This window comes from Salinivibrio sp. PR919 (assembly GCF_001995355.1).
Lineage (GTDB): Bacteria > Pseudomonadota > Gammaproteobacteria > Enterobacterales > Vibrionaceae > Salinivibrio > Salinivibrio proteolyticus.
Map to the genome: position 1 here is coordinate 1 of NZ_MUFL01000025.1, position 22,266 is coordinate 22,266.

22 protein-coding genes and 1 pseudogene are annotated in these 22,266 nt (G+C 53.0%); 15 read left to right on the forward strand and 8 right to left on the reverse strand.

Annotated features, from left to right (window positions below; genetic code table 11):
• Positions 1 to 483 precede the first annotated feature (483 nt).
• A complete protein-coding gene (locus BZG83_RS06720; RefSeq protein WP_021022715.1) occupies positions 484 to 1,023 on the forward strand; it encodes a gamma carbonic anhydrase family protein in 540 nt (179 codons plus the stop codon).
• Here the strand turns inward: BZG83_RS06720 and BZG83_RS06725 are convergent.
• From BZG83_RS06725 to hemF, 3 genes are read right to left on the reverse strand one after another with little or no spacing between them, the layout of a single operon-like run.
• Positions 1,020 to 1,280 (reverse strand): DUF1488 family protein, encoded by a 261-nt coding sequence (locus tag BZG83_RS06725; protein ID WP_158011500.1) that lies wholly within the window; start codon positions 1,278 to 1,280, stop codon positions 1,020 to 1,022. The genes BZG83_RS06720 and BZG83_RS06725 overlap by 4 nt on opposite strands.
• A complete protein-coding gene (gene aroE, locus BZG83_RS06730; protein WP_077479864.1) occupies positions 1,277 to 2,101 on the reverse strand; it encodes a shikimate dehydrogenase in 825 nt (274 codons plus the stop codon). The genes BZG83_RS06725 and aroE overlap by 4 nt, the downstream gene beginning before the upstream one ends.
• Before the next feature lie 3 nt (positions 2,102 to 2,104).
• Positions 2,105 to 3,022, reverse strand: a complete 918-nt coding sequence (gene hemF, locus BZG83_RS06735; RefSeq protein WP_046074889.1) for an oxygen-dependent coproporphyrinogen oxidase — start codon at positions 3,020 to 3,022, stop codon at positions 2,105 to 2,107.
• Positions 3,023 to 3,200: 178 nt separating this feature from the next.
• Between hemF and purE the strand changes: the two genes are divergently transcribed.
• On the forward strand, positions 3,201 to 3,683 hold the full coding sequence (gene purE / locus BZG83_RS06740) for a 5-(carboxyamino)imidazole ribonucleotide mutase (RefSeq protein WP_069362358.1): 483 nt from the start codon (positions 3,201 to 3,203) through the stop codon (positions 3,681 to 3,683).
• A gap of 4 nt (positions 3,684 to 3,687) precedes the next feature.
• Positions 3,688 to 4,836 (forward strand): 5-(carboxyamino)imidazole ribonucleotide synthase, encoded by a 1,149-nt coding sequence (locus BZG83_RS06745; protein ID WP_077479865.1) that lies wholly within the window; start codon positions 3,688 to 3,690, stop codon positions 4,834 to 4,836.
• Here the strand turns inward: BZG83_RS06745 and BZG83_RS06750 are convergent.
• Genes BZG83_RS06750 through BZG83_RS06765 form a run of 4 tightly spaced genes read right to left on the reverse strand, consistent with a single transcriptional unit; the run spans position 4,833 to position 8,055 of the window.
• The gene (locus BZG83_RS06750) at positions 4,833 to 5,390 is read right to left on the reverse strand and encodes a DNA topoisomerase family protein (protein WP_077479866.1); all 558 of its coding nucleotides are present in this window, start codon (positions 5,388 to 5,390) and stop codon (positions 4,833 to 4,835) included. The genes BZG83_RS06745 and BZG83_RS06750 overlap by 4 nt on opposite strands.
• 28 nt (positions 5,391 to 5,418) lie before the next feature.
• A complete protein-coding gene (locus BZG83_RS06755) occupies positions 5,419 to 5,892 on the reverse strand; it encodes a DUF494 family protein (protein ID WP_046074885.1) in 474 nt (157 codons plus the stop codon).
• 2 nt (positions 5,893 to 5,894) lie between these two features.
• Positions 5,895 to 7,034 (reverse strand): DNA-processing protein DprA, encoded by a 1,140-nt coding sequence (gene dprA / locus BZG83_RS06760; RefSeq protein ID WP_241828276.1) that lies wholly within the window; start codon positions 7,032 to 7,034, stop codon positions 5,895 to 5,897.
• Entirely contained in the window at positions 6,994 to 8,055 is a 1,062-nt protein-coding gene (locus BZG83_RS06765) for a LysM peptidoglycan-binding domain-containing protein (protein WP_077479868.1), read from the reverse strand. The genes dprA and BZG83_RS06765 overlap by 41 nt, the downstream gene beginning before the upstream one ends.
• A 117-nt stretch (positions 8,056 to 8,172) precedes the next feature.
• On the opposite strand from BZG83_RS06765, the gene def reads away from it, so the two are divergent.
• The 9 genes and pseudogenes from def to BZG83_RS06810 all read left to right on the forward strand — a co-directional run bounded on the left by def (position 8,173) and on the right by BZG83_RS06810 (position 17,386).
• Positions 8,173 to 8,685 carry a peptide deformylase gene (def, locus tag BZG83_RS06770; RefSeq protein WP_077458105.1) on the forward strand — a complete coding sequence of 171 codons (513 nt, stop codon included), beginning with the start codon at positions 8,173 to 8,175 and terminating at the stop codon, positions 8,683 to 8,685.
• Positions 8,686 to 8,692: 7 nt separating this feature from the next.
• A complete protein-coding gene (fmt, locus tag BZG83_RS06775) occupies positions 8,693 to 9,637 on the forward strand; it encodes a methionyl-tRNA formyltransferase (protein WP_077479869.1) in 945 nt (314 codons plus the stop codon).
• Between the two features lie 115 nt (positions 9,638 to 9,752).
• Positions 9,753 to 11,036, forward strand: coding sequence for a 16S rRNA (cytosine(967)-C(5))-methyltransferase RsmB (gene rsmB / locus BZG83_RS06780; protein WP_077479870.1), 1,284 nt, complete (start codon positions 9,753 to 9,755; stop codon positions 11,034 to 11,036).
• 19 nt (positions 11,037 to 11,055) lie between these two features.
• Positions 11,056 to 12,438 (forward strand): annotated as a pseudogene (gene trkA / locus BZG83_RS06785) (Trk system potassium transporter TrkA); the annotation flags it as partial.
• A 137-nt stretch (positions 12,439 to 12,575) separates the two neighbouring features.
• Entirely contained in the window at positions 12,576 to 13,607 is a 1,032-nt protein-coding gene (locus BZG83_RS06790) for a GGDEF domain-containing protein (RefSeq protein WP_077479872.1), read from the forward strand.
• Between the two features lie 94 nt (positions 13,608 to 13,701).
• Positions 13,702 to 13,968 carry a YihD family protein gene (locus tag BZG83_RS06795; RefSeq protein WP_077458097.1) on the forward strand — a complete coding sequence of 89 codons (267 nt, stop codon included), beginning with the start codon at positions 13,702 to 13,704 and terminating at the stop codon, positions 13,966 to 13,968.
• A gap of 188 nt (positions 13,969 to 14,156) precedes the next feature.
• A complete protein-coding gene (gene ccoG, locus BZG83_RS06800; RefSeq protein ID WP_077479873.1) occupies positions 14,157 to 15,584 on the forward strand; it encodes a cytochrome c oxidase accessory protein CcoG in 1,428 nt (475 codons plus the stop codon).
• 90 nt (positions 15,585 to 15,674) lie between these two features.
• A complete protein-coding gene (locus BZG83_RS06805) occupies positions 15,675 to 16,655 on the forward strand; it encodes a serine/threonine protein kinase (protein WP_077479874.1) in 981 nt (326 codons plus the stop codon).
• Positions 16,656 to 16,684: 29 nt separating this feature from the next.
• Positions 16,685 to 17,386 (forward strand): thiol:disulfide interchange protein DsbA/DsbL, encoded by a 702-nt coding sequence (locus BZG83_RS06810; RefSeq protein WP_077479875.1) that lies wholly within the window; start codon positions 16,685 to 16,687, stop codon positions 17,384 to 17,386.
• Here BZG83_RS06810 and BZG83_RS06815 read toward each other — a convergent pair whose 3' ends face one another.
• Positions 17,387 to 18,910 (reverse strand): YifB family Mg chelatase-like AAA ATPase, encoded by a 1,524-nt coding sequence (locus BZG83_RS06815; protein WP_077479876.1) that lies wholly within the window; start codon positions 18,908 to 18,910, stop codon positions 17,387 to 17,389.
• Positions 18,911 to 19,393: 483 nt separating this feature from the next.
• Between BZG83_RS06815 and ilvG the strand changes: the two genes are divergently transcribed.
• From ilvG to ilvE, 3 genes are read left to right on the forward strand one after another with little or no spacing between them, the layout of a single operon-like run.
• Complete coding sequence (gene ilvG / locus BZG83_RS06820; protein ID WP_077479877.1) at positions 19,394 to 21,040, forward strand: acetolactate synthase 2 catalytic subunit; 1,647 nt, start codon at positions 19,394 to 19,396, stop codon at positions 21,038 to 21,040.
• On the forward strand, positions 21,040 to 21,297 hold the full coding sequence (ilvM, locus tag BZG83_RS06825; RefSeq protein ID WP_069588069.1) for an acetolactate synthase 2 small subunit: 258 nt from the start codon (positions 21,040 to 21,042) through the stop codon (positions 21,295 to 21,297). The genes ilvG and ilvM overlap by 1 nt, the downstream gene beginning before the upstream one ends.
• Before the next feature lie 14 nt (positions 21,298 to 21,311).
• Entirely contained in the window at positions 21,312 to 22,253 is a 942-nt protein-coding gene (gene ilvE, locus BZG83_RS06830) for a branched-chain-amino-acid transaminase (RefSeq protein ID WP_069588071.1), read from the forward strand.
• The last annotated feature ends 13 nt before the right edge of the window (positions 22,254 to 22,266 follow it).

Below are 22,266 nucleotides of genomic sequence, written 5' to 3' on the forward strand. Positions count from 1 at the left end.
AAATCTTTTTGTCTATTCTCAACGAGTGCCCACACAGATTGCATAGGTCAAATTGTTAAAGAGCGTTGACTTGCGAAGCGTTGCTTCGCTCGGTCAGGGCTGCGTATATTACTCGCCTTGCCGATGAAGTCAAGAAGAAATTTTATCTTTTTGTTGATGCCAGCCGGCGAAAACAAAACTTCTTTTTGACTCCCCTAACGCGTTGCCGGCGTTAAGTAGGTGGGCTATCTTAATCATTTAAAAACTGACGTCAAGCGTTTATTTTTATTTGATTTTTTGCCCCGACATGGCCGCTGAGCGCTTGCCCTGTGTGCCGTGTCGATGGAGGCGCATTATAGGGAAGCTGATCAGATTGGCAACCCCTTTTTAGTGGTTTTTTAGAAAAAAACTGTCACTCGCTGTTTTTTTGCTCGCTAGGGTGTAAAACTGGTACCAAAGTCAGCGTTATCTGACATTGTATAGCGATATAAAGAGGGATTTGTGATGGCAAAACAGCTGCGCGCTTATAAAGGCATGACGCCTCAGCTGGGCGAACGCGTCTATATTGATGAATCCAGTGTATTGGCTGGCGATATTACGCTAGGCGATGATGTGAGTATTTGGCCGCTGGTGGCGGCACGTGGTGACGTGAACCATATCCAGATTGGCGCACGGACCAATGTGCAAGATGGCTCAGTCCTTCATGTCACCCATAAAAATGCCGAAAACCCACAAGGTTACCCGCTGATCATCGGTGAAGAAGTGACAATCGGCCACAAAGTCATGTTACACGGCTGCCGGATTGGCAACCGAGTTCTAGTGGGAATGGGGACGATTATTCTTGATGACGCTGTGATTGAAGATGAAGTGCTAATTGGCGCTGGCAGTTTAGTCCCGCCGGGAAAACGCTTAGAGAGCGGCTACCTGTATGTTGGCTCACCGGTCAAACAGGTTCGCCCCCTCACTGACAAAGAGCGTGCCTATTTTGCACGCTCAGCGCAAAACTATGTCGACACTAAAGACATCTACCGCTGCGAGCACTAGATCACCAAGCTGCCATCGGGTTCAAACGCTTCTGATTCGATGGCTGCTTCCATTTGCTCTTCAATATCAAACCAAACCTGTTCGACAATCGCCTGCGCATTATCCGAGTCTACCGCACAGCCGGCGAGCGCAGATAAGGTGGTAAAGCGGACAGCGCATGTTAACAACGCACCATTAAGTTGGCCGTAGAAACAAACACGCGCCTTTACGGTATCGACCTGCGCTTCGTCCGCAGCCAGAATAAGGGATTGATTCATCGACTGAGTGCCTCTCTTAACTGCTCGCGCACACGTTCGGTTTGTGGCCGACAGCCACGCCATATAGCAAAGCTTTCCGCCGCTTGTTCCACCAGCATGCCCAAGCCGTCTAAACATCGCCCTGCTCCTTGGCGTTGCGCCCATTGGTTGCTGGTTGTACAGCCAGCTTGATACACCATGTCATAGACAGTGGTCGCTGGGCCAATCGCTCCTTGCGGGAGAGGGGGATGGCTTTGATGTAAGCTTGCCGAGGTCGCATTAATGATCACATCAACCGGCGCCGCCATAGTTTTATCCACGGCATGACAGGCGATCGGTCCGGCCTCACCAAATGCAGCGGCTAATTGCTGGGCTTTTTGCTCGGTGCGATTCACTATCATCAGCAATGCTGGCTCTTGCTCCAGTAAAGGAAGCAACACACCCCTTGCTGCACCGCCTGCTCCCACAACCATAATGCGCTTATCGCGCAGTGCCACATGGTGGTAGTGTAAGTCAGTTACCAAACCTGCCCCGTCCGTATTATCACCCAGTAGGGAACCATCGCTTTGCTTAACCAGCGTATTCACGGCACCGGCGCGGCGGGCACGCTCTGTCAGTGTATCAGCCCATTCATACGCTTGCTGTTTAAAAGGCACGGTCACATTGGCGCCACACCCTCCTTGCGCAAARAACGCCTGCATGGTGGTCACAAAGCCTTCAAGCGGCGCCTCAATGGCTTGATAGTCGATGTCTTGTTGGGTTTGCGTCGCAAATGCGGCGTGGATCTGCGGCGACTTACTGTGGCCAATCGGGTGGCCTACCACGCAATAACGATCGGTCATCCGTTACCACTCCCTCGGTTTAAGATAGTCGCGATAGAGTCTCGCTTCCGGCGCGTCTTCATCGGGTGACCAATTATATTCCCAACGTGCCATCGGCGGCATCGACATCAGGATAGATTCGGTACGCCCACCACTTTGTAAGCCAAATAGCGTACCTCTGTCATACACCAAGTTAAATTCGACATAGCGTCCGCGGCGGTAAAGCTGGAAATCTCGCTCACGCTCACCATAGGGCGTTGCCTTGCGGCGCTGTACAATCGGCAGGTAAGCATCGATAAAACCTTTTCCAACCGCTTGGGTGTAGGCAAAGCACTGCTCGAATGGCCACTGGTTCAAATCATCAAAGAAAAGCCCGCCGACGCCACGGGTTTCATCGCGATGGGGCAGATAAAAATAGCGATCGCACCATGCTTTGTGATCAGCGTACACGCTATCACCGAAGGGCGCGCACAAGGCTTTGGCGGTCTCATGCCAATGCTGGCAGTCTTCCTCGAACGGATAGAAAGGCGTGAGGTCAAAGCCACCGCCAAACCACCACACAGGATCGGCGCCTTCCTTTTCAGCAATGAAAAACCGCACGTTCGCATGCGAGGTCGGCACGTACGGGTTGTGAGGGTGGATCACTAACGACACCCCCATGGCCTCAAAGCAGCGCCCGGCGAGCTCTGGGCGATGCGCGGTCGCCGAGGCAGGCATTTGATCGCCAAATACGTGCGAGAAGTTCACTCCCGCTTGCTCAAATACTTGGCCCTGACGCAGGACGCGACTGCGACCACCGCCCCCTTTCTCACGCTCCCACGCATCTTCAATAAAATGCGCTTGACCATCTTCTTGCGCAAGCTGTTGGCAAATATCATCTTGAAGTTGGAGGAAAAAAGCCTTCACGGCTTGCTTATCAATTGTCGACTGACCGTGTGCCACGCTCACATCCTTTGTTACTGAGACTATGTGCTTACTTTACCTGATCCAAGCACTGGGATCTTGACGGAATTTCATCCCCCACCGCTTACGCAAACGTTTTCCTTGCGATGAAATCTGGGTATAATTCGCGTCACGCTCAGCTTATCTTATTCACGCTTGTCATCAAGAAGGACGTATTATGACTGTCGGTATCATCATGGGCTCGCAATCCGATTGGCCTACCATGACACATGCAGCGGCTATGTTGGATCACTTTGCCATCCCTTACGAAACCCGTATTGTCTCTGCCCATCGCACACCACAGTTACTTGCCGACTACGCCCAACAAGCGGCCGAGCGCGGGATTAAAGTGATTATTGCCGGCGCTGGGGGGGCCGCCCATTTGCCTGGGATGACCGCCGCACACACCAGCCTGCCGGTGCTCGGCGTGCCGGTCCAGTCAAAAGCGTTAAAGGGCATGGACTCATTGCTTTCTATTGCTCAAATGCCCAAGGGCGTGGCAGTGGGCACGCTCGCCATTGGTGACGCAGGCGCCGCGAATGCAGGCCTCCTTGCCGCACAAATTCTCGCAACGGCCGACCCTGACTTGATGGCAAAAGTGGATGCGTTTCGCCAAGCGCAAACTGAAGCCGTTCTCGCTCAACCCAATCCACAAGGGTAAGGCCATGAATATTCTGGTGTTAGGTGCGGGACAACTGGCCCGGATGATGGCCTTGGCCGGCGCACCGCTCAATCTTATCGTCAGCGCCTATGATGTGCGTAGTGGCGACATTATTCACCCACTGACGCTGCAACCACTAGGGCACGGCCTCAATACGGCTATCGCCGGCGCAGATATTATCACCGCGGAATTTGAGCATATCCCCGCTGATATCTTGCACCAATGCGAGCAAAGCGGGAAGTTACGCCCCAGTGCTCAGGCGATTCTAACCGGTGGCGACCGCCAAATTGAAAAAGCCCTGCTGATGCAAGCAGGTGTCGCCAATGCGCCATACCGAGTGGTGTATACACAGGCCGATTTAGAAAAGGCGGTCGACGCACTGGGGGCCCCCTTGGTCCTCAAAAGCACCTTGGATGGTTATGACGGCAAAGGACAGTGGCGCTATCGTGACGGCGATGATCTTCACGCATTATGGGCCGAGCTCGACGCCTTTCTCACCGCGCCAGAGCAACGCGATGGCCAAGCCATCATTGCCGAAGCCATGATCCCTTTTGACCGAGAAGTGTCACTGATTGGTGTGCGTGGCGCGAATGGTGAATTTGCCAGTTATAGCCTGACCCAAAACCACCACCATGATGGGATATTAACCTTGTCTGTGGTGCGCCCGGATGAGCATGCCTTGCAAACACAGGCGGCGGACATGTTGGAAAAGATTGCCAGCGCGCTTAACTATGTGGGGGTACTCGCGGTGGAATTCTTTGATGTGGACGGCAGCTTGCTGGTGAACGAGATAGCGCCTCGGGTGCACAACTCCGGTCACTGGACACAGCAAGGTAGCGCGTGTTGCCAATTTGAAAACCACCTGCGCGCGGTCAGCGGCTTACCCCTTGGCCCGACCGATTTAATCCAGCCAACGGCGATGATTAATATCTTAGGCCAAGGCAGTGTCCCGCTTGCGACCTATCGTGATGCCCATGTGCATTGGTACAACAAAACGCCTCGTCCGGGGCGTAAAGTGGGTCATATTAATGTCACGGCCACATCGAACGCGGCGCTTGCCACCAAGTTAGCCAGTCTCGCCAGCTACCTCCCCGATGATGCTTTTCACGGTTTGAAATCGGCGGCATTAGCTCTCGCCGCGCAAACCGATTAGCCTTCGCTCTCCGATTCTGCAGCCGATTCACCTTGAATCGCGCTGCAGGGTTTATCGGCACATTGATGCACCGTCTTGCCGCCTTTCTTGCGTTCCACCAGCAGCGCAAAGCCACATTGCTCGCAGGTGCCGGCTATCGGTTGTGCGTTTACCGCAAAATGACACTTCGGGTATTGGTCACAGGCAAAAAAGCGCTTGCCGTAACGCGAGGTGCGCTCCACCAGCTCACCTTTGTGGCAGGCAGGGCAAGTGAGGGTAGTATGATCCGGTTCATCCGGTTTTTCGATATGCGTACATTGCGGGAACTGATCACAGCCAATAAACATACCGAATCGACCTTGACGTAACACCAATTCTCCCTGATGACACGCCGGACAAGCCACGCCAAGGGCTTTTACTACATGGCCATCGCCATGATGTAACGCTTTGGTATAGTGGCAGTCTGGGTAGGCCGTACAGGCCAGAAACGGGCCTCGTTTGCCCGATTTAAACGCAAGAGCGCTGCCACATTCCGGGCAGCGCTCGTGGGTATTCGGGGTGTTATCTTTACTCATTCACACCTTTTACTGTCATTGATAAGCGTTAATGCACGTATCCCTCTTGTGCGTCGTACAGCATTTCTTCCATCTGTGTATACGCACGTTCGTTACCAGGCACGTTAAACAGCACCATCAAAATAACCCATTTTAGATCATCAAGACCAAATTCTTGGGTCTCGAGTTCCATCACCCGATCGATGACCATTTCACGCGTTTCCGGTGAAAGCACCCCAGCCTGCTCCAAGAATAAGAGGAAGCCTCGGCTTTCTTGGTCAATAAAGCGCGTTTCTTGCTCGGTATAGATTCGGATCGAGCTTTGGGCACTGCCTGATAGGTAAGGCTGTTTATCCGCATTTTGCAACTGTGCCAGCTTTTCAAGCCAGTTCAGGGCTTTATATATATCGTCTTGATGAAAACCCGCGCGGGACAATTCATCTGCTAACTCGTCCTGATCGATCATCACTTCCACATCGCTATGGATGTAGGTTTCGAACAGGTACATAAGAATGTCCATCATGGCTAGCCCCTCCTCGTTCTGACATAGCCACCGGGTACTGCTGCTACAAGCCCCTGGAGTTCTAAGTCTAACAACTGCATCATGATTTCGTGAACCGGTTGGTTGCAGCGCTCAGCCAGTACGTCGACACACGTCGCTTTAGTACCTACGTTAGCCAACAGCTCAGGAAATGGCAATCCTTCATGTGTATCTAACTTAGGCGCGTCACTAAATAATTCGGTTTGTTGACACGCGGCGAAGCTTATCAGGCTATCAATTTCATGCAAGATATCATCGACACAGTCTGTGAGTGTGGCCCCTTGTTTAATCAATTGGTGGCATCCACGCGACTGGACTTGGTCAATGGGCCCAGGAATCGCAAACACATCACGATTTTGCTCAAGTGCATAACGTGCCGTGATCAGCGATCCACTTTGTGGCGCGGCCTCTACCACTAATACGCCTGCCGACAAGCCACTGATCAACCGGTTGCGCCGCGGAAAGTGTTCGGCTCTTGGCGGTGCCTCTGGCCAGAACTCTGAAACCAGTGCGCCCTGTGCTTCAATCCGCTCGGCCAATGCGCGATGTCGTGCAGGATACACATTGGCAAGCCCGCTTCCTAGCACCGCCAATGTCTTACCGTGACCTTCAAGAGCACCTTTGTGTGCTCGGCCATCGATACCGAGCGCAAGCCCACTGGTAATCGCAACACCATGCTCAACCAGTTGTTTAGCAAATTGATACGCCGTTTCTAAGCCTTGCGGGGTCGCGTGACGACTGCCCACCATCGCCAATTGAGGCATCGCCAAGCAAGCCAGATCGCCTTGCACATACAAGAGCAAAGGCGGCCGTGCGATTTCTCGGAGTAATGCAGGGTAAGCTGGGTGGTCAAAGCCAATCAGGTGACAATGCTCTTGCCTCGCCCACTCAAGGCTACGCTCAATCATGGCATGATTGGGATGCGTGATAGCCTGACATTGCTCAGCGGTTAAACCAACCGCGGCAAGATCATGAGCAGTTTGCTCACTCAACGCATCGATGGGCACTTTGGCCAACAGCGCGCGTCGCTGCGAAACGCGCAACCGCGGCACTTGGGTCAGTATCAACCACCCTCGCAGGGATTTATCGCGCATAGGCCAGTTGAGGGGACGGTGGCACCGCATGCATGCCGGCTTTAATTGGCTGACGCGCTTGGGTGATCACCGCCAAACTGACCCACGGATAAGCCCGAACCACCATGGTTTGTCCCACCGTCACATCAGGCAAGGCGGTCATCGGCTGCGCAGTACTGTCACTGGCGTTTTGATAGCGATACTCACCAGGGCCATTTAATACGTTGGCACCAGCTTCAGTGACAGTAAACATTTGCCCGGCTGTCACGCCATCATTGGCGCCTTTATCAAGTACCACAAGCTGACCRTTCGCGACATACTCACTGCCATACAGATGCCCCAATAATGTGGCATCAGTTTGAGCCGCTTGGGGCCAAAAGCGCGGATGCGTGTTCTCGGGTAAAGGTAACAAGACATCATTGGGGCGCACTTCTTGCACTACCCGAGTCAATGTCATCACACTGCGCCCTTCACTTCTCGCACGGATGCGTCCATCAGCCACATGTTTTAAGCTCACCATCGCGGTAGGTTCGGCGCTAGCCTCTGACGTCGCAGGGCGTAAAAAGGTTTTCTCAACCCGAAACACTTGCCAATCCTTAGCACTCAGCGACGCATCCACATACAGGGTATCGTGCACTGACAGATATTGACGCCCATCCGCCGAGCCAAGGACGCGAGGCAGCGCCACCAAACGCGCTTTTTCAACCAGCATGTCCTGCTGTAAGTACGGCAGCAGCATAGGATCGACACTGCTCAGCGCTGGCGTCTTAGGCGAACCTCCCTTTGCTGCAATCGCACGCCTAGGCTTATAGCTAACGGTCGGTTTCCCCGCTTGCCATGTGAGGGTGAGCACATCGCCGGGATAAATAAGATTGGGATCTTTTATGGTCGGATTTGCGTACCACACTTCAGGCCATTGCCAAGGGTTATCGAAAAAGGTAGCGGCGATATCCCACAGGGTATCCCCTCGTTCAACCACATATCGCTGACTCTCGGCAGAGCTGGCTGCCAGTACTGGTAGCGCGATAGCCAATAGCCCAGCGGCGGCGAGATTGAATAGCTTTCTTGTCATCAATGTCTTCCTCACCAGACGGATGATGCTGATGCTGTCAATTGGCTGTCAAAATGTCTAGAATTAACCCAATTACCCCGTGCCGCTTTCGGCACAGTTCAATTTTTATGAGACGTTATGGCTTTATTGAACGTATTAACATTCCCAGATGAGCGTCTTCGCACCGTCGCCAAGCCGGTCGAAGCAGTGACGCCTGAGATCCAAAAAATGGTCGACGACATGCTCGAGACCATGTACGACGAAGACGGTATTGGTCTCGCCGCGACTCAGGTGGATTTTCACCAACGTATCGTGGTGATCGATATATCTGAAACCCGTGATGACCCTATGGTGTTAATTAACCCAGAGATCATCGAAAAACGTGGCGAAGACGGTATCGAAGAAGGCTGCCTGTCCGTACCGGGTTCCCGTGCCTTAGTGCCACGTGCTGCCGAAGTGACTGTGAAAGCGTTAGACCGCGACGGCAATCCATATCAGTTTGATGCTGACGACCTGTTGGCCATTTGTGTCCAGCATGAGCTTGACCATTTAGAAGGTAAGCTGTTTGTTGACTACCTCTCGCCATTGAAGCGTCAACGCATCAAGCAGAAGATGGAAAAAATCAAACGCGCTAACCAAAAAGCAAGCTGAGGTCACTTTGAGTACACCGCTGCGTATTGTATTTGCGGGCACGCCGGATTTTGCCGCGCGCCATTTGCAAGCCCTGCTCAACAGCGAGCATGAGGTGATTGCGGTTTATAGCCGCGAAGATAAACCGGCAGGCCGAGGCAAGAAGCTCACGGCAAGCCCAGTGAAAAAGCTCGCGCTTGAGCATAACTTACCCGTGTATCAACCCCGCACGCTGCGTGATGAACAAGCGCAAGCGGAACTGGCAGCCTTAAACGCTGACGTGATGGTCGTGGTCGCTTACGGGCTGATCCTGCCCAAAGCGGTATTGGATACACCGCGATTGGGCTGTGTGAATGTCCACGGCTCTATTTTGCCACGTTGGCGCGGCGCCGCGCCAATTGAGCGTGCCGTGTGGGCGGGCGATACCGAAACCGGTGTCACCATCATGCAGATGGACGAAGGCCTTGATACCGGCGATATGCTAAAAATCGCCACGCTGCCTATCGAAGAAACCGATACCAGTGCCAGCTTGTATACGCGTTTGGCAGAATTGGGGCCCCAAGCCTTGATTGATTGTCTCAATGACATGGCCAACGGCATTATTCTTGCCGAGCCACAAAACGATGCCAAAGCCAACTATGCCGAGAAGCTGACCAAGCAAGAAGCCAAAATTGATTGGACACAAGATGCTGCGTTTATCGGACGCTGCATTCGCGCCTTTAATCCACGTCCAGTCAGCTACTTCACCTTGGGAGAGCAAAATATCAAAGTCTGGCAGGCCAATGTGCTCGACATTGATGTCGACGCCACACCTGGCACAGTGATCAATACCGACAAGCACGGTATTCAGGTTGCTACCGGCAAAGGTGTACTCCAGCTAACACAGCTTCAGCCTCCCGGTAAAAAAGCTATGCAAGCCCATGAGCTGCTCAACGCGCGCCGTGAATGGTTTGAGATTGGTACACAGCTATAATGAACACGGTTTCCCGTGTCATCGTCATTCAAAGGCCAGTCCACTGGCCTTTTTTATTGGTTAACGCCCCTTGGTGGCATACTACTCGCCACTTGGCTGCAATGTAGGTAACAGCATGAATGTAAGAGCCGCGGCTGCCCGCGTTCTGTATCAAGTTGTCGATCAGGGTCAGTCCCTGTCACAACAACTGCCTTTAGCCCAGCAACGCATCGCACCGCGTGACGCGGCCTTATTACAAGAGATGTGTTATGGCACCTTACGTTGGTTGCCACGCCTTGAGCAAATCGTGCAATCCTTGATGGATAAGCCACTGAAAGGCAAACAACGTGTCTTCCATCACCTCATTCTGGTCGGCTTGTATCAATTAGGTTATATGCGCATCCCAGCGCATGCAGCAGTGGCTGAAACCGTGAACGCCACCCAAACACTCAAGCGCCCTCAACTTCGTGGGTTGATCAATGCCATCTTGCGTCAATATCAACGCGAGCAAACCGCGTTAGATGAAGCCAGTACCGCCAATGCCGCCGGCGAGTTTTGCCACCCCAGTTGGCTACTCAAGCGGTTACAAGAAGCCTATCCCGAGCAATGGCAAGCAATTGTCGCAGCCAACCATCAAAAAGCGCCCATGTGGCTGCGGGTTAATCGTCAGTACCATCGCCCTGATACCTATCTTGCACTACTCAAAGAAGCGGGCATTGATGGGGAGTGCCTCGTTGAAGCAGGTGATGCAATCAAATTGACCAAGCCGTGCGATGTCTCGCGCTTACCGGGGTTTGACCAAGGTTGGGTATCCGTTCAAGACGCCGCAGCCCAACTCGCCATCGACTACCTGACTCCGCAAGCAGACGAGACGATTCTTGATTGCTGTGCGGCACCGGGCGGAAAAACCTGCCACATCTTAGAGCACCAACCGAGCGCCCATGTCACCGCGATTGACGCCGATGCGCAAAGATTGAGCCGCGTCAAAGAGAACCTTGCTCGACTGGGGCTTAATGCCACGGTGAAACAAGCCGATGCTCGCGAACCCAGCGCTTGGCATTCAGGTCCCGCATTTGACCGTATTTTGCTTGATGCACCCTGTTCGGCAACCGGTGTGATCCGTCGCCACCCCGACATCAAATGGTTACGCCGTGATAGCGACATTGCCGCCCTCGTCACGCTCCAAGCGGCAATCTTGGATGCAATGTGGCAGCAGCTTAAGCCGGGCGGTACCCTTGTGTATGCAACCTGTTCTGTTTTACCCGATGAAAATCGCCATCAAATCCGTGATTTTCTCGCCCGTACACCTGATGCCAACTTGCGCACCGGCTCGTCAGAGGTGCCGGGACGTCAGATTTTACCCGGCGAGCAAGACATGGACGGCTTTTACTACGCATGCTTGGAAAAGTCACTGACCTAAGTGCCAAGCAGGGAGAGTTAATAACATGAAAATCATCATCTTGGGCGCCGGACAAGTCGGCGGCACCTTGGCAGAAAACTTGGTGGGTGAAAACAACGACATCACCATTGTCGATTGTGCGCCTGAACGACTGCGTGACTTGCAAGACAAATACGATCTGCGCGTGGTGCAAGGCTATGCCAGTCATCCCTCAACGCTGCAAGAAGCTGGCGCACAAGATGCTGATATGTTGGTTGCGGTCACCAATTCTGACGAGACCAATATGATTGCTTGTCAGGTTGCGTATACCCGATTTAATACACCTAATCGTGTCGCCCGGATCCGCAGCCCAGAGTACTTGGCAGTCAAAGATCAGCTGTTTAATCGCGAGGCCTGTCCGGTCGATCATTTAATTGCGCCCGAAGAGCTCGTCACCCGCTACATTCGCCGCCTCATTGAATATCCCGGGGCGCTGCAGGTGGTCGGTTTTGCCGATAACAAAGTGGGCTTAGTCGCCGTCAAAGCGTATTACGGCGGCCCGCTTGTCGGAAAGGCTTTGTCGGCGCTGCGAGAGCATATGCCGCACGTCGATACCCGTGTTGCCGCTATCTTCCGTCGCGATCGCCCCATTCGCCCGCAAGGCACCACCATTATCGAAGCCGATGACGAAGTGTTCTTTGTCGCCGCCAGTAACCACATTCGCTCCGTAATGAGTGAATTGCAACGCCTCGAAAAACCCTACAAACGGATCATGATTGTCGGGGGCGGGAATATCGGGGCAGGCCTAGCCATGGCACTTGAACGCCAATACAGCGTTAAGCTTATCGAGCGCGATCCTGCCCGAGCCGAACACCTCTCTGAGTTGCTGGAAGATACCACGGTATTTTGTGGCGATGCCTCCGATCAAGAGCTGTTGAGCGAAGAGCACATTGACCAAATCGATGTCTTTATCGCGGTGACCAACGAAGATGAAGCAAACATCATGTCTGCCATGTTGGCCAAACGCCTTGGGGCAAAGAAAGTCATGGTGCTGATTCAACGCGGTGCGTATGTCGACTTGGTACAAGGCGGCGCGATCGATATTGCCATCTCGCCTCAACAAGCGACTATCTCTGCCCTGCTAACCCATGTGCGTCGTGGTGACATCGTCAATGTGTCATCGCTACGGCGTGGCGCGGCCGAAGCCATCGAGGCCATCGCTCATGGTGATTCTGCAACATCCAAAGTCGTGGGCCGTGAGATTGGCGATATCAAACTGCCCCCCGGCACCACCATCGGGGCAGTGGTACGTGGCGAAGAAGTCTTGATTGCACACGATAAAACCGTGATCCAACAAGACGATCATGTGGTGATGTTCTTGGTCGATAAAAAATACATTCCAGACGTAGAGCGCCTGTTCCAGCCCAGTCCTTTCTTTCTCTAAATCAATGTCCTGTAGGCCAATCTGGCCTACAGGCACACACTTTTGGCTCGCGCACTGCCAGCACCCTAAATTTGGGTATACACTGATAATAACGTGTTTTTTCGGCCCCCGACCGGACAGGGAGTATCAACGTAGCCATGTCGGATGATCAGTTTCAACAATCGACCGGTTTTCTAAAGAAAGCCGTGCCGTTAATGATGAAATACAAGGTGCCCACCACCCCTACCAACTACGCATTGTGGTACACCTATGTCGCGGATACCGATCCTCAACTCAATGCGGATGTAGACGACACGCTCACGCATCATGGCACCTGCAGTCCGCTGCAAAGCGACATGCTCTACCAAAAACACGTCGCCGATAAACACAGCCAAGACATGAGCGCTCTCAAGCAAAGCCTCGAGTCGATGATGACCGAGATGAGCCACTCGATGTCGGATACGTTGCAAGACACCGATGCCTTCCAGAGTGTGTTAGATCGTACCTTCGAACAGCTTGCGCGGGTGGAAGAGGAAGGCTTGTCTATCGATGAGACCATCGCGGTCGTGCGTAACGTGGTTAAAGACTCGCACTCTCTCACCCAGTCAACCCGCTACTTCAAGCACCAGCTCAGTGATGCGCAGCAAGAGATCTCTCAGCTCAAACAGACGCTGGCAGAAATGACAGAGCAAGCCACGCATGATGGCTTAACCGGCCTATTAAACCGCCGTGCCTTCGACCGAGAACTCACCGCCTATATCGACAGCAATCTCACGCCGCCTTTTTGCCTCGCCATGATTGACCTTGACCACTTTAAAAAGCTCAACGACACCTATGGCCATGTGATTGGCGATACCGTGCTAAAACAAGTGGCCAAGCGCCTCAGCGATTACTGTCGTGATGGCATCCAAGCCTTTCGTTATGGCGGCGAAGAGTTTGCTTTGCTCATCCCGCAAAAACGTCTCAATGGCGCCAAGCGTATTGCTGAAACGATACGCACCGCTATCGACCGGATGATTATCAAAGATAGACGCCGTGGCAACACGCTCGACCATATCACGGTATCGATTGGCGTTGCGGAGTACGATAATGAAACGGGTGAGTCTGCGTCAGATCTCATTCATCGTGCTGACAAGCACTTATACAGCGCTAAGAAACTCGGCCGCAATCGCGTGATGCCGATAAATTAATCCTCACCTGCGCCTTATTTGATCTTGGCTAAGTTTCAGCCCAATACGCTCGGGCAAAATGGTGTTTTTTACGTGCCACATATAAAGGACACCTATGAATTGCCATCGCATCAATGAACTGCTCGAGCTGTTAAATCAGTCGTGGCAGAAAACGCCGGAGCGCTCACTGGTCGAGATGCTCACTGTCATTGCCCAAGAGGCTGGTCATCAAGACGGACTGGATAACATCTCGGACGACACCTTGATCTATCAACTCAAAATGCGACTAGAGGATAAAACTGCCCCCATTCCCGGCTTGGCAAAAGACAGCGAAGAGGACTTCAAAGCCGCTATCTTGCGTGCTCGCGGTATTCAATCTTAAGCGGAATGAGGCAGGGAGCACACATAGAGCGCTGTTATAGCTGGAATTGTTCTAGTTTGTGACTGTTTCGCAAACTATGACACTGATAGAGTATTCGCGAATCTGGCTACGCTATAATCACGCGTCACAACGATAAACAGGGTCTGGCAACGTACCAAGGCCTCGACATCCMAAGGAACGCCAATGTCATGAGCAAAGAAAAGATAGACGTCAAAGACGTGACCGCAAAAGAATACAATCCGAAAACCCATAAAGGGGGCGACGATCGCTTTAATCCGAGCAATCGCATCTATGTACGCGCGGTAAAAGGCTATTACCAAAAAATGCGCCGCTACATGGGCTGGTTTTTCATGGTGCTGTTTCTTGCGATTCCTTGGATCCCGTATCAAGGACGCCAAGCGATTTTGCTCGATATCGGCAACCAGAAGTTCACCTTTTTTGGCACCACACTTTGGCCACAAGATCTGACCTTATTGGCAGCCTTGTTGATGCTTGGGGCGTTCGGACTCTTTTTTATTACCACCTTCCTCGGCCGCGTCTGGTGCGGATACCTTTGCCCGCAAACTGTGTGGACCTTCCTGTTTATCTGGTTTGAAGAAAAGCTCGAAGGCGCCGCCAACAAGCGTCGTAAGCAAGACTCATTAAAACTGACGCCTGAGCTAGCCGTACGCAAAACCGCGAAACACGCAGCATGGTGGGTGATTTCTTTAATTACGGGCATGACCTTTGTCGGCTATTTTGTCCCCATGCGCGAGCTGGCGGTGGACTTAGTCACCTTTGATACCAGTTTCTGGGTCGGTTTTTGGGTGATTTTCTTTGCCGCCTGTACTTACGGAAATGCGGGATGGATGCGCTCGATTATGTGTATCCATATGTGTCCCTATGCACGTTTCCAATCTGCCATGTTCGACAAAGACACTTTTATTGTCGGCTATGATGTCGAACGGGGTGAAAAACGTGGCCCACGTCCACGTAAAAAAGATCCTAAAGAGTTGGGGCTGGGTGACTGTATTGACTGTAATTTATGTGTTCAAGTCTGCCCAACCGGCATCGATATTCGCGATGGCCTACAGTATGAATGTATCAACTGTGGTGCCTGTATTGATGCCTGTGATCAAACCATGGACCGCATGGGTTATGAACGCGGACTGATAAGCTATACCACCGAGCATAAGCTTGAAGGGAAGAAGACGGCAGTTATGCGACCCAAACTGGTCGGTTATGGCGTCGTTATGACCATTGTCACGGCTATGTTTATCTACTTAGCCATGTCCGTGATGCCCATGGAATTGGATGTCATTCGTGACCGTAACCAGCTGTATCGCGTCAACAATCAAGGGCTGATTGAGAATACTTACACGCTGAAAATCCTCAATAAGACCCAAAGTGATGAAACCTATACCCTCTCGGTGAAAGGGCTAAAAGACGTGCAATGGTACGGCCCACAAACCGTTAAAGTGCAAGCGGGAGAAGTGTTCTCACTGCCCATCAGTTTAGGCGTAGACACCTACGAGATGACCCAACGCATTGCTGACATCACTTTTGTCATGGAGCGTGCATCGGGCGACAAACAAAAAGAGGTCCAAGCGGAAAGCCGCTTTATTACAGACCTTTAATCAGCCACTCAGCTGATTGGTAACAAGGGCGCATGCAGCGCCCTTTTTATTTGTTACCATGACACTTCTGTGCTGAATGAGTAGCAAACCATGACTGAACCTGGCTTTGATTTTCACGCCCTCACCCCTGAGCATCAACTGGATGCCATTGAGTCGGTAGGGATTTACCCACAATCGGGTTTACTTGCACTGAACAGCTACGAGAATCGGGTTTACCAATTTGTTGCCGATGATAGCAAGCGCTACGTGGTGAAGTTTTATCGTCCTGCGCGTTGGACAGACGAGCAAATTCTTGAAGAACACGCGTTTTGCCAAGAGTTAGTCGACGCGGAGGTTCCCGTCGTCGCCCCACTCGTTCTCGACGGGACCAGCTTGTTTCATTTCAACGGCTACCGTTTTGCATTGTTTCCCAGCGTGGGTGGGCGCAACTTTGAAGTCGACAACTGGGACCAGCTCGAAGCGGTTGGCCGCTATCTTGGCCGTATTCACCAAGTCGGTGCCGCTCGACCTTTTCAGGCACGTGCGCGATTTGATCTCGACACCCACCTCTACCAACCTCGCCAAGCATTGACCCGTGCGAGCCTGATCCCCGATGGGATTAAATCGACCTTTTTCTCCGATCTTGACCGACTGATCGATGCCATTAGCGAAAGATGGCACACCAACTGGCCGATTATCCGTTTGCATGGCGACTGCCACCCGAGCAATATTCTATGGCGCGATGGCCCGTTATTTGTCGACTTTGACGACACCCGCAATGGCCCCGCGATTCAAGATCTGTGGCTGTTTTTAAACGGCAGCCGTGCCGATCAGCTGGCCCAACTTGATACCCTTGCCGAAGGCTATCGTGAGTTTAGTGAATTTCCCGCTGACCAATTGCAACTGATCGAGCCCTTACGTGGTCTGAGAATGGTGCACTATATGGCGTGGTTAGCAAAACGCTGGCAAGACCCGGCATTTCCACGTGCATTCCCCTGGTTTGCTGAGGCAAAATACTGGGAAAGTCAGGTGCTTGCTTTTAAAGAGCAGCTTGCCGCCTTACAAGCGCCATCGCTTACCTTGTACCCGTAAGCGTTCAACCGATAACGGAGAGTCATTCAATGAWGCTGAAAAAACTGCTTCCTATCTTGCTCGTACTCGGCCTTGCGGCCTGCTCTGAGCCTGAAACCGTCGAGTCGACAAGCCAACAGGCCACGACGCAAACTCAAACCCAAACTGAGCCAGCAGAAGCGATCGACGTCCCCGCCGCCAAACCCGGCCGCTTCAAAGCGGGCGAGGATTATCAAATTCTAGATACCGCAGCGACCGACACCCCAACGGTAACCGAGTTCTTCTCGTTTTATTGTCCGCACTGCTTCCAATTTGAGCCACTGGTGCAGCAGTTGAAGCAACAAGTGCCAGACAATGCCAAAGTGGTAAAAAATCACGTTTCTTTCATGGGCGGCAACATGGGTGAAGTGGTCACACGTGCCTATGCAACCGCCGTGGTCTTAAACGTTGAAGACACCATGATCCCGGTGATTTTTGACCGTATTCATGTGGCCCAAAATGCGCCCAAGTCGCTAGATGACGTTCGCCAAATGTTTGTCGACAACGGCGTCGATGGCAAAGAGTTCGATTCGGCTTACAACAGCTTTGCCGCCAACTCGATGGCCAAACGATTTGATCAATCTTTTGAAAAAGCCGGCCTACGCGGCGTGCCTGCGGTGATCGTGAACGGTAAATATCACGTGACACCGAAAACCGTCGAAACCCCGGAAGAGTACTTCCAGCTGATTAACTTCCTGTTAAGCCAGAAGTAATCAACTGACTTGGGCGTTGAGATGGCGAAGTAAGCCATCCATCGCCCGATACCCTAAGGCCTCGGCAAGATGAGGGCGGCTTATCGCCTCCGCTTCGGCCAGATCGGCAATCGTCCTCGCCACTTTAATGATCCTATGGTATGCCCGTACCGATAGTCCTAATCGATGCAATGCCTGCTCGAGAAACGCAGCATCCACCTGCGCAAGCCGACAATATTCCTCCATTTCGCGATTGCTGAGTAACGCATTCACTTTCCCTTGCCTCGCCAACATACGCGCASGGGCACACGCGACTCTCGCCCGCACCTTTGCGGTTGATTCACCGCGGTCGCCGCCGCTCGATAACATCCCGCGCGGCAGTGCCGGGATCTCAATCGACATATCAAACCTATCCAGCAAAGGGCCAGATAAACGCGCCAAATAGCGCAATACTTGCTGTGGGTTAGAGCGCGCTAGTTCGCCCTCATGATGGCCTGTCGGGCTCGGGTTTAATGCGCCAATCAACTGAAAACGCGCGGGGAAACGGGTTTTACCGTTAGCACGCGAGATAATAATTTCACCCGACTCCAGCGGCTCGCGGAGCGCATCAAGCACACGACGCTCAAACTCTGGCATTTCATCCAAAAACAGCACCCCTTGGTGCGCCAATGAGATCTCCCCGGGACGCGGGACCGTTCCGCCCCCGACCAGTGCCGCCATAGAGCTAGAGTGATGAGGACTTCGAAACGGTCGCTGACGCCAGTTTCCCTCATGTAAAGGTTGCTGGGTTAATGAAGTGACCGCGGCGGAGGCTAACGCTTCTTCGTCGTTCATGGGAGGAAGCAAGTCGCACAAGCGCGACGCTAACATGGTTTTTCCCGTTCCGGGCGGGCCAACAAAAAGCAGATTATGTGAACCACTGGCGGCGATTTCTAGCGCGCGTTTGCCTTGCTGCTGACCGATGATGTCACGTAAGCAGCGGGTTGGCGCCGGCGTTGTATCACCATGAGGTGTCGCGTTAAGCTGCAAACTCTGTTGGCCAGCTAAGTGCTGACACACTGCGATTAAATCGGGCGCTGACACATGGCGCTCGCTGTCCACCAACGCCACTTGGCTAGCGTTATCATCAGGGACCACGAGCGCTCGCTGCGCTTTTTGACTGGCAAGCGCCGCCGGTAATGCCCCTTTGACGGGACGCAACTGCCCGGATAACGCCAGCTCACCAAGAAACTCAAATTCATGCAGCCGTTTCGCTGGAATTTGCCCTGAGGCGACCAAAATGCCAAGCGCGATGGGCAAATCAAAACGCCCACCTTCTTTCGGTAAATCCGCCGGTGCCAAATTGACGGTAATACGCCGTGACGGAAATTCAAAATTGGAGGTCACAATGGCACTTCTGACCCGATCACGCGCTTCTTTGACCGTGGTTTCCGGTAACCCCACCAGCGCAAACCCTGGCAATCCATTGGAAATGTGAACTTCAACCGTCACATTGGGAGCCTCTACCCCGACACACGCTCGACTATGCACAATCGCTAGCGCCATGACTCTATCCTGCTATTACTATGAAACCTTGCGCTTATGGTGACGAGAGAATTTGTGATTCAGAGTAATTTTTTCTTGTCATGCGAGTGAGGTCTGTGATACCACTACAAATGCACAACAATTAAACATGAGACTCGGCGCCAGATCGAGTTCGTGACTGACCTGTAACAAGCAGGCGCAAACAAAAACATAATTAACAAAACGCCCAAAAATGGGCGACTAACGACAAGAAAAGACAGACAAATGCCAAACTTCGCTACCGTCCTCATTATTCGCCTTATCGTGGTCATTCTACCGCGAGGGGTGTAGGTACGCGAAACACAGCAGCAAACATCGCAACCAAGCCCCCGCACCCAACCAGGTTCGGGGGCTTTTTTCATTCATGTGGTCAAGCCACACAAAAACGGAAGCAGCAAAAATGGAGAGCGCAGASACYGAYYATTCGCMCRCCTGCCCTCCCYGTTCATWCGGGGAGGGRCGASGATGACAGGTGCACAATGGGTTGTGGAAGCCTTACRTAAGCAAGGCGTTGARACSGTATTTGGKTATCCRGGYGGYGCCATCATGCCAGTCTATGATGCGCTATACGACGGCGGCGTCGAACACATTTTATGTCGCCATGAACAAGGCGCTGCCATGGCCGCCATCGGTTATGCTCGTGCTAGCGGGCGTCCCGGCGTATGCCTAGCGACCTCTGGCCCCGGCGCGACGAATCTGATCACCGGATTGGCTGATGCCATGATGGACTCCGTCCCAGTGGTCGCCATCACAGGCCAAGTGGCCAGCCCATTAATCGGCACGGATGCTTTCCAAGAAATTGATGTCTTAGGTTTGTCTTTGGCCTGTACCAAACATAGCTTTTTGGTCACAGACCCCGCAGACCTTACCGCCACGCTCGAAAAGGCGTTCGTCGTGGCACAATCAGGCCGCCCGGGGCCTGTGTTAGTCGATATTGCTAAAGACGTACAACAAGCGCTGATCCCTGCGCCCCGAGAAGCCTCAGTGCCTGCGCCCACTGGCATCCCTCTAGATGCTGTCGCGCTCGAACATGCCAATGCGCTTATCCAAAAAAGCGAGCGTCCTATGCTGTATGTCGGTGGTGGCGTGGTGTTAGGCAAAGCAACGGCGGCGCTTCGTGACTATCTTACTCGCAGTCAAATGCCCGTTGTCAGTACCCTCAAAGGGCTAGGCACCGTTAACAAAGACTATCCGCACTATTTAGGCATGTTGGGTATGCACGGCACCAAAGCCGCCAACCTTGCGGTACAACAATGTGATTTGTTGATTGCCGTCGGGGCCCGTTTTGATGATCGCGTCACCGGGAAGCTCGATACCTTTGCTCCTCACGCAAAGGTAGTGCATGTGGATATTGATGCCGCAGAATTAAACAAGCTGCGCCGCGCACAAGCGCCGGTTTGCGCTGAGCTGAATACCGTCTTACCCAAGCTCGCCACGCCCAACACCTCACCGGCATGGCAAGAGCAAGTACACCACTGGCAACAGCAGCATGCATGGCGTTACGACCATCCCGGCGATGCCATTTATGCGCCCGCGCTACTGAAAACCTTATCAGACAGCATGCCGGCGCAAACCGTGATCGCCACCGATGTCGGTCAACATCAAATGTGGGTCGCCCAGCATGTGACGCCTAGCGAGCCCGAAAACCTATTGACCTCGGCAGGACTTGGCACCATGGGGTTTGGTTTGCCCGCCGCGATGGGTGCGAAGATCGCTCGCCCCCACGATGAGGTGGTGCTGGTGACCGGTGATGGCTCATTTATGATGAATATCCAAGAGCTTGGTACCTTAAAACGCCGAGGCATCGGCGTGAAAATCATCCTGCTCGACAATCAACGCTTAGGCATGGTGCGCCAGTGGCAACAGCTCTTTTTTGATCAGCGCTACAGCGAGACCAATTTATCTGACAACCCTGATTTTCTCACCTTAGCGCGCGCCTTTGACATACCGGGACACCGTATCCGCTGCAAAGAAGAAATACATGCTGGGCTGACCATGATGATGGGCCATCCCGGTCCTTACTTGCTACACGTTGCTATCGATGAAATGGAAAATGTTTGGCCGCTGGTGCCACCCGGTGCGGCCAACCAACAAATGATGGAGCAAAGCTGATGACACAACACCAATTTTCGATTCATGCTACCCACAGTCCAGAATTGTTGGAGCGCATCTTGCGCGTGATCCGTCACCGTGGTTTTACCGTGCGTCAGCTCAATGTCTCCATGCCCACAGCGGCGGGCGAGGTAATCTTTGACGTGACCGTCGAAAGCCAACGCGCGATCGAGACCTTGCGACCACAACTGACTAAGCTATGGGACGTGGTTGAGGTACTCACACCCTCAACCCAATCACATTCCCTACGCGCATAAAAAAGGAAAATAACATGTCGACAAATACCGCTGATTACATTTGGTCTAACGGTGAAATGATCGCTTGGCAGGATGCCACTGTGCACGTACTGACTCACGCGATGCATTATGGTACCTCCGTCTTTGAGGGGATCCGTTGTTACGACACCCCAAACGGCCCGGTGGTCTTTCGCCATCGTGAGCATATGCAGCGCTTAAAAGACTCAGCCAAAATCTACCGCTTCCCGATCCCCTTTAGTGTCGATGCCCTAATGGAAGGATGCCGCGAAACCCTGCGTGTTAATCAACTGCGCTCGGCGTATATCCGTCCGTTAGGCTTTGTGGGTAACGTGGGTTTAGGCGTTTGTCCGCCTGTAGATACAGAAATGGATGTCATCATTGCCGCGTTCAGTTGGGGCAGCTACCTCGGTGAAGATGCACTGGCCCAAGGCGTGGATGCGATGATCTCAAGCTGGAACCGCGCCGCCCCAAACACCATCCCCACCGCAGCTAAAGCCGGCGGAAACTATTTATCCTCCCTACTGGTAGGAGGCGAAGCTCGCCGCCATGGTTACGCCGAAGGGATTGCTCTGGACGTACGCGGCTTTTTATCCGAAGGCGCGGGGGAAAACCTCTTTGTGATCAAAAATGGCGTGATCAGTACACCACCCGCCACCAGCGCGATTTTGCCTGGGATCACCCGTGATTCGATCATCACCCTTGCAAAAGAACAGGGCTACACCGTGCGCGAAGAGCCGATTGCACGCGAAGCGCTTTATCTGGCCGATGAGGTGTTTATGACTGGCACCGCGGCCGAGATTGTTCCCGTACGCAGCGTCGATCAGATCACGGTCGGCGAAGGCCAACGAGGCCCGATCACCGCCGCGTTACAACAAGCCTTTTTCGGCTTGTTTGATGGCACCACCGACGACAAATGGGGCTGGCTTGACCCCGTAAACCCTCAGCACAGCGAATAAAGGCAAAGGAGCC

Coding starts and splice junctions, on each gene's coding strand:
- BZG83_RS06745 (WP_077479865.1), top strand. CDS start 3,688: ATGAATATTCTGGTGTTAGGTGCGGGACAACTGGCCCGGATGATGGCC.
- def (WP_077458105.1), top strand. CDS start 8,173: ATGGCTTTATTGAACGTATTAACATTCCCAGATGAGCGTCTTCGCACC.
- ilvM (WP_069588069.1), top strand. CDS start 21,040: ATGACACAACACCAATTTTCGATTCATGCTACCCACAGTCCAGAATTG.
- purE (WP_069362358.1), top strand. CDS start 3,201: ATGACTGTCGGTATCATCATGGGCTCGCAATCCGATTGGCCTACCATG.
- BZG83_RS06750 (WP_077479866.1), bottom strand. CDS start 5,390: ATGAGTAAAGATAACACCCCGAATACCCACGAGCGCTGCCCGGAATGT.
- BZG83_RS06790 (WP_077479872.1), top strand. CDS start 12,576: ATGTCGGATGATCAGTTTCAACAATCGACCGGTTTTCTAAAGAAAGCC.
- dprA (WP_241828276.1), bottom strand. CDS start 7,034: ATGCGGTGCCACCGTCCCCTCAACTGGCCTATGCGCGATAAATCCCTG.
- BZG83_RS06725 (WP_158011500.1), bottom strand. CDS start 1,280: ATGAATCAATCCCTTATTCTGGCTGCGGACGAAGCGCAGGTCGATACC.
- rsmB (WP_077479870.1), top strand. CDS start 9,753: ATGAATGTAAGAGCCGCGGCTGCCCGCGTTCTGTATCAAGTTGTCGAT.
- BZG83_RS06755 (WP_046074885.1), bottom strand. CDS start 5,892: ATGATGGACATTCTTATGTACCTGTTCGAAACCTACATCCATAGCGAT.
- BZG83_RS06720 (WP_021022715.1), top strand. CDS start 484: ATGGCAAAACAGCTGCGCGCTTATAAAGGCATGACGCCTCAGCTGGGC.
- ccoG (WP_077479873.1), top strand. CDS start 14,157: ATGAGCAAAGAAAAGATAGACGTCAAAGACGTGACCGCAAAAGAATAC.
- BZG83_RS06805 (WP_077479874.1), top strand. CDS start 15,675: ATGACTGAACCTGGCTTTGATTTTCACGCCCTCACCCCTGAGCATCAA.
- BZG83_RS06795 (WP_077458097.1), top strand. CDS start 13,702: ATGAATTGCCATCGCATCAATGAACTGCTCGAGCTGTTAAATCAGTCG.
- ilvE (WP_069588071.1), top strand. CDS start 21,312: ATGTCGACAAATACCGCTGATTACATTTGGTCTAACGGTGAAATGATC.